This is a genomic window from Micromonospora sp. SD19 (assembly GCF_054462275.1).
On record NZ_JBTLMN010000011.1, the window covers coordinates 59,137 to 74,406 of the forward strand.

17 protein-coding genes are annotated in these 15,270 nt (G+C 71.8%); 7 read left to right on the forward strand and 10 right to left on the reverse strand.

Annotation, left to right across the window (positions count from 1 at the left end):
* Positions 1-131 precede the first annotated feature (131 nt).
* From ACX27O_RS27965 to ACX27O_RS27985, 5 genes are read left to right on the forward strand one after another with little or no spacing between them, the layout of a single operon-like run.
* The gene (locus tag ACX27O_RS27965) at positions 132-434 is read left to right on the forward strand and encodes a hypothetical protein (RefSeq protein WP_210859844.1); all 303 of its coding nucleotides are present in this window, start codon (positions 132-134) and stop codon (positions 432-434) included.
* A gap of 12 nt (positions 435-446) precedes the next feature.
* Positions 447-1,178, forward strand: coding sequence for a hypothetical protein (locus ACX27O_RS27970; RefSeq protein ID WP_210859843.1), 732 nt, complete (start codon positions 447-449; stop codon positions 1,176-1,178).
* Entirely contained in the window at positions 1,175-1,588 is a 414-nt protein-coding gene (locus ACX27O_RS27975) for a YbaB/EbfC family nucleoid-associated protein (protein ID WP_167337285.1), read from the forward strand. The genes ACX27O_RS27970 and ACX27O_RS27975 overlap by 4 nt, the downstream gene beginning before the upstream one ends.
* Positions 1,588-1,959 (forward strand): YbaB/EbfC family nucleoid-associated protein, encoded by a 372-nt coding sequence (locus tag ACX27O_RS27980; RefSeq protein ID WP_210859841.1) that lies wholly within the window; start codon positions 1,588-1,590, stop codon positions 1,957-1,959. Before ACX27O_RS27975 ends, ACX27O_RS27980 begins: the two co-directional genes overlap by 1 nt.
* The gene (locus ACX27O_RS27985; protein WP_030330206.1) at positions 1,956-2,198 is read left to right on the forward strand and encodes a hypothetical protein; all 243 of its coding nucleotides are present in this window, start codon (positions 1,956-1,958) and stop codon (positions 2,196-2,198) included. The genes ACX27O_RS27980 and ACX27O_RS27985 overlap by 4 nt, the downstream gene beginning before the upstream one ends.
* A gap of 17 nt (positions 2,199-2,215) precedes the next feature.
* On the opposite strand, the gene ACX27O_RS27990 is transcribed toward ACX27O_RS27985, so the two are convergent.
* The 5 genes from ACX27O_RS27990 to ACX27O_RS28010 form a co-directional block, all read right to left on the reverse strand.
* Positions 2,216-3,394 carry a bifunctional RNase H/acid phosphatase gene (locus tag ACX27O_RS27990; protein WP_458940355.1) on the reverse strand — a complete coding sequence of 393 codons (1,179 nt, stop codon included), beginning with the start codon at positions 3,392-3,394 and terminating at the stop codon, positions 2,216-2,218.
* Between the two features lie 3 nt (positions 3,395-3,397).
* Positions 3,398-4,135, reverse strand: coding sequence for a zinc ribbon domain-containing protein (locus ACX27O_RS27995; RefSeq protein ID WP_358128926.1), 738 nt, complete (start codon positions 4,133-4,135; stop codon positions 3,398-3,400).
* Positions 4,125-4,961, reverse strand: a complete 837-nt coding sequence (locus tag ACX27O_RS28000; protein ID WP_374224276.1) for a Nif3-like dinuclear metal center hexameric protein — start codon at positions 4,959-4,961, stop codon at positions 4,125-4,127. Before ACX27O_RS28000 ends, ACX27O_RS27995 begins: the two co-directional genes overlap by 11 nt.
* A gap of 106 nt (positions 4,962-5,067) precedes the next feature.
* Positions 5,068-5,640, reverse strand: coding sequence for a flavoprotein (locus ACX27O_RS28005; protein ID WP_210862735.1), 573 nt, complete (start codon positions 5,638-5,640; stop codon positions 5,068-5,070).
* 16 nt (positions 5,641-5,656) lie between these two features.
* The gene (locus ACX27O_RS28010) at positions 5,657-6,886 is read right to left on the reverse strand and encodes a helix-turn-helix domain-containing protein (protein WP_030330215.1); all 1,230 of its coding nucleotides are present in this window, start codon (positions 6,884-6,886) and stop codon (positions 5,657-5,659) included.
* 248 nt (positions 6,887-7,134) lie between these two features.
* Between ACX27O_RS28010 and ACX27O_RS28015 the strand changes: the two genes are divergently transcribed.
* Entirely contained in the window at positions 7,135-7,806 is a 672-nt protein-coding gene (locus tag ACX27O_RS28015; RefSeq protein WP_030330217.1) for a bifunctional DNA primase/polymerase, read from the forward strand.
* Positions 7,807-8,288: 482 nt separating this feature from the next.
* Here the strand turns inward: ACX27O_RS28015 and ACX27O_RS28020 are convergent, their stop codons facing one another.
* From ACX27O_RS28020 to ACX27O_RS28040, 5 genes are read right to left on the reverse strand one after another with little or no spacing between them, the layout of a single operon-like run.
* On the reverse strand, positions 8,289-9,011 hold the full coding sequence (locus tag ACX27O_RS28020; RefSeq protein ID WP_458940408.1) for an FAD:protein FMN transferase: 723 nt from the start codon (positions 9,009-9,011) through the stop codon (positions 8,289-8,291).
* Positions 9,012-9,060: 49 nt separating this feature from the next.
* Positions 9,061-9,663, reverse strand: a complete 603-nt coding sequence (locus ACX27O_RS28025) for an FMN-binding protein (protein ID WP_030330220.1) — start codon at positions 9,661-9,663, stop codon at positions 9,061-9,063.
* A gap of 13 nt (positions 9,664-9,676) precedes the next feature.
* Positions 9,677-11,095 carry a ferredoxin reductase family protein gene (locus ACX27O_RS28030; protein WP_458940356.1) on the reverse strand — a complete coding sequence of 473 codons (1,419 nt, stop codon included), beginning with the start codon at positions 11,093-11,095 and terminating at the stop codon, positions 9,677-9,679.
* Positions 11,092-12,474, reverse strand: a complete 1,383-nt coding sequence (locus tag ACX27O_RS28035; protein WP_358128937.1) for a DUF1501 domain-containing protein — start codon at positions 12,472-12,474, stop codon at positions 11,092-11,094. Before ACX27O_RS28035 ends, ACX27O_RS28030 begins: the two co-directional genes overlap by 4 nt.
* 8 nt (positions 12,475-12,482) lie before the next feature.
* Complete coding sequence (locus ACX27O_RS28040) at positions 12,483-14,561, reverse strand: DUF1800 domain-containing protein (RefSeq protein ID WP_210860898.1); 2,079 nt, start codon at positions 14,559-14,561, stop codon at positions 12,483-12,485.
* Positions 14,562-14,991: 430 nt separating this feature from the next.
* Between ACX27O_RS28040 and ACX27O_RS28045 the strand changes: the two genes are divergently transcribed.
* Positions 14,992-15,249: a DUF3040 domain-containing protein gene (locus ACX27O_RS28045; RefSeq protein WP_030330224.1), complete on the forward strand. Its 258-nt coding sequence runs from the start codon at positions 14,992-14,994 to the stop codon at positions 15,247-15,249.
* Positions 15,250-15,270: the final 21 nt, after the last annotated feature.

Sequence of the window (15,270 nt, forward strand, 5' to 3'; positions counted from 1 at the left end):
GTGACCCGTCAGGCGCGTCGTGCGCCGAGCGGCGAGTGTGGTGCGCCGAATGACGCCCCGCCGGCACGGGACAGCGCAGACGGTGCCTGCCTACTAGCCTGATGGCGACCAAGGGTTGCGGGGTGATCACCGTGTCGCGGTACGAAGTCGAGGCCATGCGGGCGTTGGGCACGTCCTTCAGCACCTACGCCGACGAGCTGGACCAGCAGACCAACTGGGCCCTGTCCGGGTTGGAGATGCCGTCGGAGGCGTTCCCCCTGTTCGCGTTGTCCGCCGTCGACGACTACGAACGGTCCCTCTCCGCCGTGGGCGCGGTGACGGCCACCCTGCGCGAGACGTTCGAGGCGATCGGCACGGCGTTGCACCGGGTCGCCGGGCACTACGACCAGTTGGAGGCCGACCAGGCCGACGGCTTCCGGTCCCCGCACAACTGAGAGGAGCACGGGGTGTCCGGCTGGGACGAGGGATCGTGGACCGATCCGGACAGCGACGCCTTCGACACGTTCCTGATGCGTGGTCTCGTGGTGGCCGCGACGAGCGCGTTGATCGTCGCCCTCGAACCGTCCGGGTCGGGGATGGCGGCGGCGTCGGTGACCGCCCTGCTGGTGATGCCGAACGTGGTCGACCCGGAGCCGTGGTTCGGCAACTCGGGCACCTGGGGCGAGCTGAAGAACACCTACGACAGCATGCACGCGCAGCTGCTCAGCCAGATCGAGAAGGTGAACGGTTACTGGGACGACTCGGCTGCCCGCCAGTTCCACGCGTTCGCCACCGGCGACCTGTTGCCCGCCCTGGATCGGCTGACCCAGACCTGCGCGCTGATGGATTCGTACTGCGCGCAGATGGCCGTCGGGGTCAGCACCACGCTGGCGGCCTTCCTGGTCGGCACGGCCGCCGCCATCGGTGGTGCGATCGCGGCGAACGCCTCCGGTCCGGTGTCGCCCGCGGTCAAGGTGGCGATCTTCGTGGCCTGGGCGGGCTTCGCGGTCGCTGTCATCGGCCTCCTGGTGGGTTTCGCGTTGCTGGTATGGCAGTCGGCGAAGAGCCTCGGCGACGCAAACGACGCCCTCGCCAACAAGTTCGCCGACCAGGCCGGGAAGATCGATACCCGCAGCGTCCAGCTGCCCGAGTCGTTGAAGATCGAGATCGGTGATCCGAGCAGGTGGGAGACGCGGTGACGGGGGACGCGGAGGCGATTGCGGCGGCGGCGCGGGAGGCCCAGCGGCAGGGCTACACGGAGGCGTCGCTGCGGCAGGTCCAGAGCCGGGTGAACGAGCTCAACGAACGGGTGGCGTCGCTGCGGGAGGAGAGCGTCTCCGCCAGCGACGGGACGGGCACGGTGACCGTCCGGGTGACCGGCGACGGGGAGGTCGCCGGGGTGTACATCAGCCCACAGGCCATTCGGGACCTCGACGCGGACGCGCTCGGCAACGCCTGCGTGGAGGCGGTCCGCGAAGCCCAGACGCGACTCGCCGCAGTGCTCGGCGAGCGACTTCAGGAGATCACCGGAAACGACGGGGTGGACCAGGCGGTCAGCCTGCGGCAGGCCCTGGACGAGTTCCGCACTGCGGCGGGGAGGGCCAGCTGATGGGGCGTCCCGATCTGGGCGCGTTGACCCGACAGATGAACGCGCTCATCACCGCGACCGTGGAGTTCGCCGAGCAGGCCGCCGACCGGAGGCACGTGGTCTCGTCGCCCGACGGGGAAGTGACAGTCGAGATGTCCGGCAACCGGGAGCTGCTCACCGTCCGGATCGACCCCCGCGCCCGTCGCACGGTCGACAACCTGACCCTCGGTGACCTGGTCGCCGAGACCATTCGGGCGGCCGGCCGCGAGGTCGACCAGGCCCGGCAGGCACTGCTGGATTCGTTGCCGATCGGCGACCACCGGGTTGGTGAGGTGCTGCGCGACCCGCAGCGCCTGCTGCGGAACGGGCCTGGCGCGGAGGCGGCGACGTGAGCCGCCGACCCCGCTCCCCCCGGGCCAACAGCGCGATCCTGCTGGTCTGGTTCGTCGCCGTGACCCTGCTGCTGGGCGGGCTCGCGCTCGACGGCGAGATGCCCGGCCTGATCCGGCTGGCGCTGGCGCTGCTCTGGGCCGGTCTCGCCCTGCCGACCCTCTACCTGCTGCGGTGGCTGCACCGCAGAGGCACCGCCGGGCAACCGGCCCGGCCAGGGCAGGACCGGACGAGCCGGTGAGCCCCGACCGCCGCTGATCAGAGCGCGGCGAGGTGGGCGGTGTCGTTGACCGTCCGCACGGCCACGCCGCCGTCGGGCCACATGTCGAGCACCGAGATGCCGGCCGCGTCCAGGAAGAGCCGGTGCAGGAAACCGTCGCCGGCCGCGAGGGCGTCGCGCAGCACCAGCTTGATCGGCGAGACGTGCGAGACGACCACCACTGTCTCACCGGGGTACGCGGTGAGCAGTCCGGCGATGACCCGGTTGGCGCGTTCGGCGACGTGGGTGAACGACTCCCCGCCCGGCGGCGCGATCCGGGGTGAGGCGAGCCAGGCGTCCATCTCCCCCGGCCACTGGTCGCGCACCTCGGCGAACGTGCGCCCTTCCCACTGGCCGAAGTCGCACTCGATCAGGTCGTCCTCGGTGCGGACCGGCACGTCGCCGAGGGCCCCGGCGATCGCCGCCGCGGTGGCCGTACAGCGGGACAACGGTGAGCTGAGCACGGCCGCGACGGACGGGGCCAGCTCTGCCACCCGGGCACCGGTGGCGCCGGCCTGGGCCCGGCCACGCTCGGATAGCGGCACGTCGCCGCGCCCGGAGTAGCGTCGCTGCTCCGTGTACGGGGTTTCGCCGTGCCGGACCAGGATCAGCCGGGTGGCGGTGAAGGTGGGCCGTGGCTCCCAGGAGGCCGGCGCGGTCGCCGGGTCACTGCCGGTCGCCGGCTGGCCGGCGGCGGGCGACGCGGGACGGCCCACGGTGTCAGCCGGCGCGGGACGGCCGGTGGTCGCGGTGGCCGGTGGGCGGCCGGCGGCGGCGTCCATGGCGGCGTTGGCGAGGGCGTCGGCGTGCCGGTTCTGCTCGCGTGGGATCCAGCTGAACCGGACCGCTGTGAACCGGCCCACCAGCGCGGCGGCCTGGGCGGCGAGGGGCCGTAGGCCGGGGTGCTTGATCTGCCACCGGCCGCACATCTGCTCGACCACCAGTTTGGAGTCCATCCGGACGTCCACCTCGGCGGCGCCCAGCTCGGCGGCGGCGGTCAACCCGGCGATCAGGCCCTGGTACTCGGCGACGTTGTTGGTGGCCGTGCCGAGCGACTCGGAGCGCTCGGCGAGCACCTCGCCGGTCTCCGGGTCGCGGACCACAGCGCCGTAGCCGGCGGGGCCGGGGTTGCCCCGGGACCCACCGTCGGCCTCGACGGAGACCACGCGCGGCGCCACGACCTACAGGCCCGACTCGTTGGTGCGGACCATGATCCGTCGGCAGTCCTCGCAGCGGACCACGTCGTCGGGGGCGGCCTTGCGGATCCGGGCCAGGTCGGCACCGGACAGCTCCAGGCGGCACCCGCCGCAGCGGCCCGCGGTGAGCAGCGCGGCACCCAGCCCGGTGTCCTCGCGGATCTTGTTGTAGAGGTTGACCAGCTCGGCCGGGAGGTCGGCGGCGAGCGGCTGACGGGCGCCCCGCTTGAACTCCTCCTCCTTGGCGATCTCGGCCAGTGCCTCGTCGCGGCGCTGTTCGGTGGCGGCCCGCTTGTCCCGGGTCTCGGCCAGCCGCTGCTCCACGCCGTCCAGTACGCCCTGCGCGGTTTCCCGCTGCTCCATCAGCTCCAGCTCGGCGTCCTCCAGGTCGCCCTGGCGGCGCTTCAGCGAGACCAGTTCGTGCTGGAGCGCCTCCAGCTCCCGGGCCGGGCCGGTGCCGGCGGCCAGTCGGTTCTCGTCCTTCTCCTTGCGGGCCCGGACCTGCTCGACGTCCTTCTCCAACCGGGCGATGTCCCGGTCCAGGTCGTCCACCGCAACCTGGGCGCGGACCCGCTCGTCCTCCATCGACGACAACTCGCGGGCCAGCGCCTCCAGCTCGGCGCGCTCGGGCAGCGAACGCCGGCGGTGGGCGAGCTGGGCGAGGTTGGTGTCGATCGCCTGGAGGTCGAGCAGGCGGCGCTGCACCTGAGGGTCAGCCTTCACGGTCGGGCTCCTTGTCGTCCACAGCGGGTGCGGCGGCGTGCACGGTCCACGGGTCGGTGTCCAGGTCGGACACCAGCGTCTCGACGTCCAGCGCCTCCCGGAGGAAGGCGGCCAGGTCGTCCAGCCACGGTCGTTCGGTCGCCCAGTGGGCGGCGTCGATCAGGGCGGGACCATCGGCGGCGAGGTGCTCGCCAGCCGGGTGGTGCCGCAGGTCGGCGGTGAGGAACGCGTCCACCCCGGCGGCGGTCGCGGCGCCAAGGAAGCTGTCCCCCGACCCGCCGCTGACGGCGAGGGTACGAACCATACGCCCGGGATCCCCCGCCGCGCGAACTCCCCAGGACGTGACGGGGAGCACCGCGGCGGCGTGCCGGGTCAGTTCGGCGAGGGTCATCGGCTCGGGCAGCTCGCCGATCCGGCCGAATCCCCGGTCGTCACCGTGGGCGGGCGAGCCGGGCGCCGGCCGCTGAAGTGGGCGTGGACCGGTGAGCCCGAAGCGGGCGGCGAGGGCGTCGGAGACACCCGGGGAGGCGACGTCGGCGTTGGTGTGCGCCGTGTAGAGCGCCACCCCGGCCCGGATCAACCGGTGGATGATCCGCCCCTTGAAGGTCGTCGCGGCGACCGACGACACCCCGCGCAGCAGCAGCGGGTGATGCGAGACGATCATGTCCGCGTCGGCGGCGAGCGCCTCGTCGACCGTCTCGGGCACCACGTCGACCACGCAGAGCACCCGGCGGACCGGGGCGGCCGGCTCGCCGAGCACCAGGCCCACCCGGTCCCACTCCTCCGCCCAGACCGGCGGAAAACGCCGTTCCAGCTCGGCCACCACGTCGCCGACAGTCGGGGCGGGTCCGCTTGTGCTCACGGCGGGCCAGCTTACCGGCGTGGCGGCCACCGGGCGGTGACACCCGGCCCGGCCGCGTCGGGCGGACGCCCTAGGCGGCGGTCCAGGAGACGGTCTGCAACGCGGCCAGCGGCATCGCCCAGGGGAAGGCATGCATGTGCTGTTCCCCCGTCCCGGGCGGATGCAGCGCGATCACGTCGTCGCCGAAGAGCACGGTGACGCCCCACTCGGCCAACCGGGCCACCCCGGCCCGAAACGCCGGGTGGCAGGCCATCGCCGCGTTGGTGTACGGCACCGCCACGATGGGGACGCCCTTGCCCTGGGCCTCGACCAGCAGCCCGAGCGCCAGGGTGTCGGTGATCCCGGCCGCCCACTTGTTGACGGTGTTGACGGTGGCCGGGCAGACGATCATGGCGTCGGCGGGCGGCAGCACGTCCGGGTCGCCGGGATTCTTGTAGTGCATCCGCACCGGATGGCCGGTCTGTCGAATCAGGGCCGACTGGTCGACGAACTTCGCCCCGTCCGGCGTGGTGATCACGCAGACGTCCCAACCGTCCTGTTGGGCGAGGTCGACCAGACGACCGACGTGCCGTGCCAGCGGCGAACCGCAGGCGATGACGTAGAGCACCTCGCGGTGCCCGCTGTTGCGCGTTGTACCGGCCATCAGACCGGCTCCGCGCTCATACCCCTACTCCCATGTGCTCAGCCAACTCCGCTACCGGAGAAGGCGGCGCACCACGTGTGCGACGGAGGATGTCCGACATCACCTCGTGCGCGATCGGCCGGCAGCGGATCTCCGACGGGGCGAGCCGATCACCGAGCAGCAGCATCTCGCCGGCGTTCGCCACGTCACCGATCTGGGCGTAGCCGCGGGCGATGTCGAGCAGGTGGTGGGCGCGACGCTCGGGCAGCAGCGCGTTGAAGGACGGCTCCGCGATGCGCAGCCGGTGCACCTCCACGGCCCGCCCACCGTCGCCCAGCTCCACTGCGGCGGCGGCCCGGTGCAGCTCGACGTTGGTCGGGCCGAACGACGTCCAGTAGTGGTTGTGGTCGCCACCGAGCAGGTTGGCCGCCTCCTGCGCAGCGTTGATCAGGTCGTCGACGCTGGCCGAGTCGCCGATGCGGGACGCGGCCATCGCGCCCTGGAGCAGCAGCATCCCGTAGACGGAGAGGCGGGCCGGGGAGACCTCGTTGCTCCCACCCGGTGCCAGCCGGTTGGCGATCTGGACGTTCAGCTCCAGCGCGGGACGGGCCCGCCCCATCGCGACCAGGGCGTTGCACACCCGCGTGGTGGCGATCCCGGCCAGCAGGGGGTCGTCGGCGCGCTGGGCCACCGCCATCGACCGGTCGGCGGCCAACCAGGCGAGCTCGCACTCGCCGAGCTTGCGCAGCACCGAGGAGGCGATCTGGTAGACCTGGCCGAGCAGGTGGGCCGCCTCGGCGGCCTGCTCACCGCCGTACGCGGCGTCGGCCGCCTGGGCGTCGCGCAGCAGCTTGGGCAGCGCCCGGGTGAGCATCCCGTAGCGGCCGTACTGGTAGGTGAGCCAGGCGTGGTTGACGGCCTTGCGCATGTCGTCCATCGGCGGCGGGAACGGCGCCGCGTCGAAGTACGCGCTCATCGAGTCGTAGCGTTCCAGCGCCGCCCGGATCTCCTGCACCTCGACTTGGTCGATGCAGTTGAGGGCGTCGGCGCGGCGCTCCGGATCCTTGCCCATCAGCAGCTGGACGTCCATCTGGAGGATGTCGGCGATCTCGTAGAGGACGGAGAACTTGTCCAGCCGGCGGACGCCGCGCTCGACCTTGTCCACCCAGCTCTTGGACTTGCCCAGCCGGTCCGCGAAGACCTGTTGGGACATCTTGCGTCGCCCCCGCCAGTAGGCCACTCGCCGTCCTATGGGTAGCTCGTCCATCTCCCCATCCTCCCCTGCCACCGACGACCAATCGAGTCGGGGCGATGTCCGCGGGTGCGGCGGCCGCTTTTCACTTTCAGGTTTTGGCTGGTCGCACAGGATGTACGTCAGCCGTACAGCTGGTCCTCGTACTTTTCGTGCAAGTTGCACGAGCCGTTCGTCAACCTCAACGATCGTGGGTTACGGCAGTGACGGTGCTCGACATGCGACCTGGCGAACGCCGGGACCGACGAGAGGAGTTGGCACACATGTGGGGGAATGTCGGACCGCGCGTCGCCGAACTGTCGCCGCTGGAACGGGTCCGGCTGCGCCGGGTCGCCATCCGGTACGCCGCACACGGCTGGCAGGTCACGCCGGGCGCCTGCCTGGCCCGCAGCCGTTTCGTCTGCGGCCGGGCCGGCTGTCCCACGGTGGGCTGCCATCCCGCGCTGGAGAACTGGGAGCTGGCCGCCAGCGCCGACCCGGCCCGGGTCGCCACCTGGTGGCGGAGCCGCCCGCACGGGGTGCTGCTGCCCACCGGTCGGGCCTTCGATGTGCTGGAGGTGCCCGCCCACCTCGGCCGGCACGTGCTCGACGCGGTCCAGATCCACCCGGCCGGCACCGGCGTACGCGGGCCGGTGCTGGTCACGCCCACCGGGCGGTGGATGTTCCTGGTCCGCCCCGGCGACCCGCTCCGGCCGGAGTTGGAGCACTGCTTCCACGTGGTCCGGCACGGGCCGGGCTCGTGGATCCCCGCGCCGCCCACCCGACTGCCGGAGGGCACTGTCCGCTGGGCGGTCGCCCCGGAGCAGGCCCGCTGGCAGCTTCCGGATTCGTACCTCGTGCAGAACACGTTGATCGGCGCGCTGCGCGCTACCGGGGTGACGCTCACCCCGGACCTGCTCCCCGGTCACCTGCCGCTGCCCCGACGAGGCATGTGAGACGGGCCCGCCCGACGATTCGATCCGGTGGCCGACAGCGTCGCCGGAGCGCCGGTCCTCGTTGACAGGGGGACGGTGCGAACGCGCGCCACGAACGGGGGAACGATGTCCACCAACGACAGGGCGCCTCATCCCGGCGGCACCGAGCCGCCCCGGCGCAGCCACCGACGGCACCGCTGGGCCGGCACCCGACCGGCCGGCTCCCGCCCCGGCCGCCCACGCCCCACCGGCTCCCGCCCGGCCGGCACCCACCGCCCCCTCCGCTGACCCCGCCCGCCCCTCCTCTCCCCCACGCCCCGCCCGCGCCCGCGCCCCGCGCCCCGCGATCTTGCACTTTCTGTCCCGACAATCTCCATGCAACGGGACAAAGCGCCAACCGAAACTGCAAGATCGCGGGCGTGAGGGGTGCGGGCGTGAGGGGTGCGGGCGTGAGGGGTGCGGGCGTGAGGGGCGCGGGGCCGAGCCCGAGGGGGCCGAGGAGGTCAGTCGGTCAGGGGCAGGTCGACGGACAGATACTGGCGGGCGTTGTCGGTGATCGCCGCGTGGGTGTGGTCGTCCAGGCGGGCCAACCAACCGAGGCCGGGGGTGCCCATGGCGAGGGCGGCGGTGGCGTACGCGTCGGCCACCCCGAGGTCGGTGCCGACCACCGTCACCGAGCGCAGCCCACTGGCCGGCGTTCCCCGGCGCGGGTCCAGCACGTGCCGGCCTCGCTCGTACACGCCGGAGGTGGCCACCGCCAGGTCCGTCCCGGTGAGCACCAGGCAGGCCGCCATCGCGTCCCACGGGTGCCGGATGCCGATGCGCCACGGCTCCCCGGACGGCGACAGGCCCCGCACCCGCACGTCACCGCCGGCGTTCACGCAGTGGTTGACGGCGCCGGCGGCGACGAGGCGGTCCGAGGCGACCTGAGCCGCCCAGCCCTTGACGAAGCCGGACGGGTCGAGCCGACCGGTGGCGTACGCGTCGAAGAACCCGTCGGTGGCGCCCCACAGGTCGGCGCAGGTCTCCAGCACGTACCGCAGGTCCGCGGACGCCTCGGAGAGCAGCACCTCACCCCGGTCGAAGCGGCACACCTCGCTCGCCGGCTGGTAGGTGCTGAACCGCGCGTCCACCTCGTGCATCCAGGCGAAGACCTCATCGGCCAGCTCGCGCAGGGTCGCCGGGGGCAGATCGTCGGCGAGGTCCACTGTGACGGCCGTACCCATGATCTGTTCGACCCGGCACAGCCCGGGCCGGGTCAGCGTGGCCCGCACGTCAGAATGCCTGCTCGATGGCGGACCGCAGCGACTGCTTGTAGGAGTTGCTGGTCTCGGTGGCCCCGGAGACGGTGTTGAGGTTGGCGTTCTGCTTCTGCACCACCTCTCCACCGCTGCCGTCGTAGCGGTCGCGCACGTCACCGCTGTGGATGTCGGATTCACCCCCGCTGGGCAGCGACAGCGCGACCGCCTCGACGATCCGGTTACCCGAGACGACGATCTGCACCTGCACGTACCCGTACTCGTTGTCGAAGCCGTTGCCGGTGACCCGGCGGGTGGTCGGCTGGGGTGCCTTGGTGGTACGCGGGGTGCTCGGGGCCTTCGTCGTGGTCTTCGTGCCGGACGGGCGGGCGGTGGTCTTGCCGGGCTTGGGCGACACCGGCGCGTCGGCCGTCTTCGACGGCGTGGCCACCTCCCCGGCCGGGTCCGTGCCCGGCGCGGCCGGGTCGGCGCTCGGGTCGGCGCCCGGCGCGGTGGGGTTGACCGGCTGGGCGGTCGGCAGGTTCTGGGCGACCTGGGTGGCGCCCGGCGAGCCCTTGAACACCACCAGCGCGGTGGTGCTGGCGGCCAGGCCGGTGATCGCGAGGAGCGCGCGACGCATGGGTATGCCCTTCCTACAGCTCGAACGTGGCCAGGTGGATCTGCCGCCGGGGCACGCCGGCCCGGCGCAGCGCCCGCACCGACTGTTCCACCAACCCGGGCGGCCCGCACAGGTAGACGTCGCGCCGGGCCACGTCGGGCACCAGTTGGCGCAGCCCGTCCGGGCTCATCAGCTGGCGGGGTCCGGGGTCGTCGCGGGAACCGATGACGTACCAGAGCGAGGTGTCGCGCTCCTGGGCCAGCCAGTCCAACTCGCGGCTGAGCAGCACGTCGGCCGGTGTGCGGGCCCGGTAGATCAGCGCGGCGCCCGGCGGCAACTCCTCCAGCATCGCCCGGATCGGGGTGATGCCGCTCCCGCCGGCGATCAGCAGCGCCCGCTCGCGCAGCCGGTGCGCGGCGGTGAAGGTGCCCGAGGGGCCCTCGGCCCAGACCCGGGTGCCCGGGTCCAGGTCGCGCAGGTCGGCGGTGTGGGTGCCGACCACCTTGACGGTGATCCGCAGCCAGCGGCCGTTGGCGGCGGCGGAGACGGAGAACGGGTGCGACTGCCACCAACAGCCCCGGGTGAGGAACCGCCAACGGAAGTGTTGGCCGCCGAGCATCGCCAGCCGGCCGAGCCGCTCCCCGGTGAGGTAGATGGAGATGGTGTCGGTGCTCTCGGCGACCACGTCGGCGACCCGCAGCTTGTAGCGCAGGTTGAACGCCAGCGGCGCGATCACCCGGCCCCAGAGCACTGCGGCGACCACCAGGACGTAGAGCGCGATCCAGCCGGTGCGCACCGGGCCGGGCTTGTACAGCTGCGCGCCGTGGGTGAACTGGTGGCCGAAGCCGAGCAGCAGGATCAGGTAGCTGGACAGGTGCAGCAGGTGCCACAGCTCGTAGGGCAACGCCCGCCGGATGGCCCGGATGCTGGTGAACCCGACAAGCACCATGATGCCGGTGGCGACGAACGCGGAGACCATGTCCTCGTAGTCGCCGAGCAACGTGCCGACCTCGGCGAGGATCGACTGGTTACGCAGGTCGGCGTAGCCGACGAGGATCAGCGACATGTGGGCCAGCACGGTGACCAGCAGGGTGGCCCCGATGTCCCGGTGCCAGCGGGCGGTGTGCTCGCCGCCGATCCACCGTTCCAGCACCGGCAGGCGACTCATCATCAGCACCTGCACCAGCAGCAGGTAGCCGGCGACCAGGCCGGTGATCCGGCCGGCCGCGGTGACGGTGGCGGCGGTGGTGCGCAGCGATCCGGCGGGGGTGCCCAACCACCACGGGAGCACGCTGGCGAACAGGCCGACCAGGAGCAGCACGCCCAGCAGCCGCCGGCCGCCGGGTCCGCGCCGGGCCGGGCTCTGCGGGGGTACGGGTGCGGCCGACCGGCCGCCGTGCCGGGACGAGGTCCCGGTACGACGGCCGGCGGCGTGGGTGTGCGAATACGTCACGCGTACAGCTTCATCGGGGCGTACTTCTGGCGGGGGAAGATCTTGTCGACCTCCGCGTTGGTGAGCCCGAACCGGCCCTGGGCCACCGCGCCGTAGACGTTGAACATGTTGTTGTACTCCGGCACGTCACCGGAGTCCAGCTTGTCCAGACCGTTCCAGGTGCCCAGCAGCGAACCGGCCAGCTTCTTGCCGGACAGCAGGGTGACCACGCCGCCGTGCCCGTGGTCGGTGCCACCGGTGTTGGAGCCGACCCGCCTGCCGAACTCGCTGGACACCATGATCGTCACGTCGGCGGCCCGCGGGCCGAGGTCGGTGAAGAACGCGGCCATCGCGCTGGCCAGTTCGTTCAACCGGCGGTGCAGCTGGCCACCCTCGCGGGTGCCCTGGTTCTCGTGGGTGTCGTAGCCACCCATGCCGACGGTGGCGACCCGCACGTTGGCGCCGCCCTTGATCAGCTGGGCGAGCTGCTGGAACGCCCGGCCGACGCCCTCGTACGTGACGCCCGCGGCGGGCTGGTACGGCTTGGCGGCGAGCTTCTGCGCGGTGGCCAGCGCGCCCATGCCCTCCTGCACGGCCTCCTCGACGGGGTGGTTGATCCCGGTGAAGAGCCCCTTGATGGCCTTCTCGGTGGCCGCCCGGAACTTCTCGTCACCGTTGAGCCGCAGCGAGCCGACGCTGTTCAGCGAGAGCGCGCCGTTGTTGCCGACGAGCGAGCGGGGCAGCGTGCTGCCGATGCCGACGCTGCGGAACGCCGTGCCCTTGCCGAGGTTGTCGACGAGCCCGTCGAGCCAACCCCGACCACCGGTCTCGTTGGGCAGCCCGCCCAGGTTGCAGGCGTCCGCGGCCTGGAAGTGGCTGCGGGACAGCCGCTCGTCCGAGACCGCCGGGATGAAGCCCAGCTGACCGGCGGTGAGCCACTTCTCCAGCGGCTTGAACGCGCTGGTCAGCTTGAAGCCGCGGCCCAGGGCCAACGAGTCGTTCCCGAGCAGCAGGTCCGGGCGGGCCTTGGCGAGCACCGGGTCGTTGTCCGGAGCGACGAGGCTCAGCCCGTCCAGCCCGCCGTAGAGGAAGACGTGGATCAGGGTGCCGGTCTTGGTCGCCGCGAACGACGCCGAGGTGGTGACGAACTGGGCGGTGGCCAGCGCGGTGGCGGTGGCCGCGGCACCGGCGACGAAGGTCCGCCGGGTCACGCCCCGCCCGTCCTGCTGGGCCTCCTCCAGGTTTTCCAGGGTGCGGTACCTGTCGAACTCGGCGGCGTTCTCGGCGGCGACGATGTCGGCCTCGGCGCGCAGCAACGCCTCGGCCGGGTTGTCGGCCAGCCGTCGCACGTCCGGGCATTCGGGGTGCAGGGGGAAAGAGTTGTACACAGTCTTCTCCATCGGGTGCCTCACCGGAGGTGGTGCTGGGGGGAAGCGAGGATCGCCCGCGCGACGGCGGTGATGGCCCCGTTGAACGTGGCGTCGACCTTGGCGGTCGCCGCCACACCGGCCACGCCGAGGATGAGGTTCTTCTCCCGCGTGCTGAACTTCTGGCCCACCAGCCGCAGGGAGAGCGCGTCCACGTACGCCCCGGCCGTCGCCGGCGGCTTGGCGACCAGCTTCTCCGGCGCGGTGTACGTGAACGTGGTGCGGTAGCCGGCCAGGATCTCGCCCGCCTCGTTCCAGCCGTTGACCATGGTGCCGGCCGAGGTCCAGGCGACGTAGACGTCCGGGTAGCCGTCCGGAGTGGGCTGGCCCATCGGGTAGTGGCCCAACTCGCGCAGCTTGTCGTTGATCTGGCGCAGCCCCCGGGCGTACGCGGTGCGCTTGCTGTCGCCGTTGTTGTGCTTCGGCGACGCCTCGGGCGAGACGCCCAGGGTGCGGTACGTGGCCACCAGGTACTCCATCGGCCGGCGCACCTTCTGGCCCACACCGGCCCAGAACTCCGAGGAGCAGAAGAGCGTCATCAGGACCGGCTTGATCATGCCCTTGTTGGTGGTGTACGTCTTGGCCAGCCGGTCCACCAGGGACTTGGGCGGGGTGTCCGAGACGAACCGGGTGGCCAGGCTCTGCGCCACGTACTTCGCCGTCGACGGGTGCGTCGCGATGTAGGTGATGTACGCGTCGATGGCCGCTTCGGCCTTCTTCGGGTCGGCCGAGTTGTTCGCGTGGGTGAACCCGAGGATCTTCACCTTGCCGACGTAGTGCTGCTCGGGGCGGAAGACGTACTTGCCGTCCTGGACCCCACGGCCGGTCTGGAGCATGGCGGCCTGCCGGACGTCCGGCTCCTTGTAGCCGCCGTCGACGCCGACCGAGTAGAGCTCGAGGTTCTCCCGGGCGAGGTTCTCGTTGATGGCGTCCTTGCGGGAGTCCTTCTGGTTCAGGTAGATCAGCAGCGCGGGGTGCTTGTTCGCGGCGACCAGCATCTCCGGGTAGCTGCCCAGGGCGTGCTTGCGGATGACGTCCTGGTCGAACGAGGAGCGGTACACCTCGCCGCCGTCGAAGTCCGCGGCGACGTGCAGGAAGTCGTTCCAGAAGTCGACCATCACCTCGAACAGTTGGCGCTTGGACCAGATCTGCCGGGCGATGGTGGCGTCGACCATCTCCTGCTCCGGCTGGGCACCCTGCTCGTTGAGCTTGTCCCGCTGGTCACGCAGCTGCTGCGTGGAGAGCTTCTGGGTCGGCAGCTCGGCGAGCTTCAGCTCACCCTTGCTCGGCTCCAACTTGTCCGGGTCCAGCTGGGCCCGGATCCAGGCGTCCATGCCCTCGCGCTTGATGTCGGCGAGCAGCGCGGGCGTCACGCCGAAGGTGGCGCGCCGGGCCAGGTGCAGGATCGGGTCCTTGGCCAGGACCGTCTTCACCGTCACCTTCGTCGCCGCCGCCGCGGCGGCCGGGCCGGAGTAGGTGCGCCCACCGGCCGGCGCGTTCTTCTTCAGCGCCTCACCGGCGCGCGAGCCCATGTAGCTCTCGTTCTGCTCGGTGTAGGTACGCACCGTGCTGGGCTGCTGGCCGCTGGGCCGTGCCGCGGTGCCGTCGGTGACCGTGCTGCCGGTCGCGTCGCCGGCCACCGCCTCGTCGCCGAAGAGGCCTCGCAACTGCGGGGTCATGGCGAGCGCCGCGCCACCGGCGACGACGGCGGCGGTGCCGCCGAGGGCCACCATCGCCTTGCGTCGGCCGACCTTGCGACCCGGATCGTCGTCGTCGTCGAGGGTGGGCAGTCCGGTGCCGGCCGGGCGGGCCGGAGCCGGGCGGCCGAGGCCCTCCGGCCCGATCCACTGCGGACCGCGGGGCGCGGGGGCCGGTTGCCCGGCGTACTGCTCACGCGGGTCGACCGGCGCGGCGTAGCCGCCCTGCTGCTGGTGGGGCGAATCGTAGCCGTAGGGCGCGGGCGGGTGGGGGTCGCCGTAGCCGTCAGCGTTGTGGTGCTGGCGTCCGTCCCAACCGCGGTCGTCCCGCGGTCGACGTGGTGGCACATTCTGGTCGGCCATGTACCAATCCCGATTTCTGATGAGCGCCGGAAGCTGCTACCGGGCAGGTGCGGCAGTGCGGCGACTGTTGCCTGAGGGAGTTGCTACGGCAAAGTAACCAAGGCCCCAGGGCCCTTCAAGGTGGCCGGAACACACCCGTGAGGGCACTTAAGACAGCGTTCAGTGCTGCCTTCGCGGCGGGCGGTGGGCGGTGGCCGACCGCAGACTCTCCCAGCAGGGCGTACGCGCGTCAGCCGAGTACGGATCGGACCACTTGCCCGTAGCCGACACTTTCGGCGCCGTTCACCACCAAAGACAAACTTAAGGTCCGGGTAAGCCGGACATGAGGGGCGCTCGCGTGGAGGAAAAGTAGCAGCAACGGGCGAGCGTGAGCCGCCACCGCAGCGGGTATGCCGCCGAACCGCTGAACGCGTGAGGGGAAGGCAGCGCCATGCTCAGCAAAGAGGATCAGCGCAGATTCGACCAGATCACCCGTCAGCTCCGGGAAAGTGACCCGGCCTTCTTCAAGAAGCTGGACCACCGGGTTCGGGCCCGCAGGGGCCGCTACCTGATGTTGTTGACCATCGTGCTGTGGGCGTCACTGCCGGCGATAGCCGTATTCGCCGGTCGGCTCACCGGCGCGATCTGCGCGGTGGTGCTGGTGGCCAACGCCGCGATCATGTGGCGGTTCCGCCGCCGCTGGACATGACTGCTCCACCGCTCGACGGGA

Excerpts from the sequence above, each read along its gene's own strand:
- ACX27O_RS27980 (WP_210859841.1), top strand. The coding sequence starts at position 1,588 with ATGGGGCGTCCCGATCTGGGCGCGTTGACCCGACAGATGAACGCGCTC.
- ACX27O_RS28005 (WP_210862735.1), bottom strand. The coding sequence starts at position 5,640 with ATGGCCGGTACAACGCGCAACAGCGGGCACCGCGAGGTGCTCTACGTC.
- ACX27O_RS28010 (WP_030330215.1), bottom strand. The coding sequence starts at position 6,886 with ATGGACGAGCTACCCATAGGACGGCGAGTGGCCTACTGGCGGGGGCGA.
- ACX27O_RS28015 (WP_030330217.1), top strand. The coding sequence starts at position 7,135 with ATGTGGGGGAATGTCGGACCGCGCGTCGCCGAACTGTCGCCGCTGGAA.
- ACX27O_RS28020 (WP_458940408.1), bottom strand. The coding sequence starts at position 9,011 with ATGGGTACGGCCGTCACAGTGGACCTCGCCGACGATCTGCCCCCGGCG.
- ACX27O_RS28025 (WP_030330220.1), bottom strand. The coding sequence starts at position 9,663 with ATGCGTCGCGCGCTCCTCGCGATCACCGGCCTGGCCGCCAGCACCACC.
- ACX27O_RS28035 (WP_358128937.1), bottom strand. The coding sequence starts at position 12,474 with ATGGAGAAGACTGTGTACAACTCTTTCCCCCTGCACCCCGAATGCCCG.
- ACX27O_RS28040 (WP_210860898.1), bottom strand. The coding sequence starts at position 14,561 with ATGGCCGACCAGAATGTGCCACCACGTCGACCGCGGGACGACCGCGGT.
- ACX27O_RS28045 (WP_030330224.1), top strand. The coding sequence starts at position 14,992 with ATGCTCAGCAAAGAGGATCAGCGCAGATTCGACCAGATCACCCGTCAG.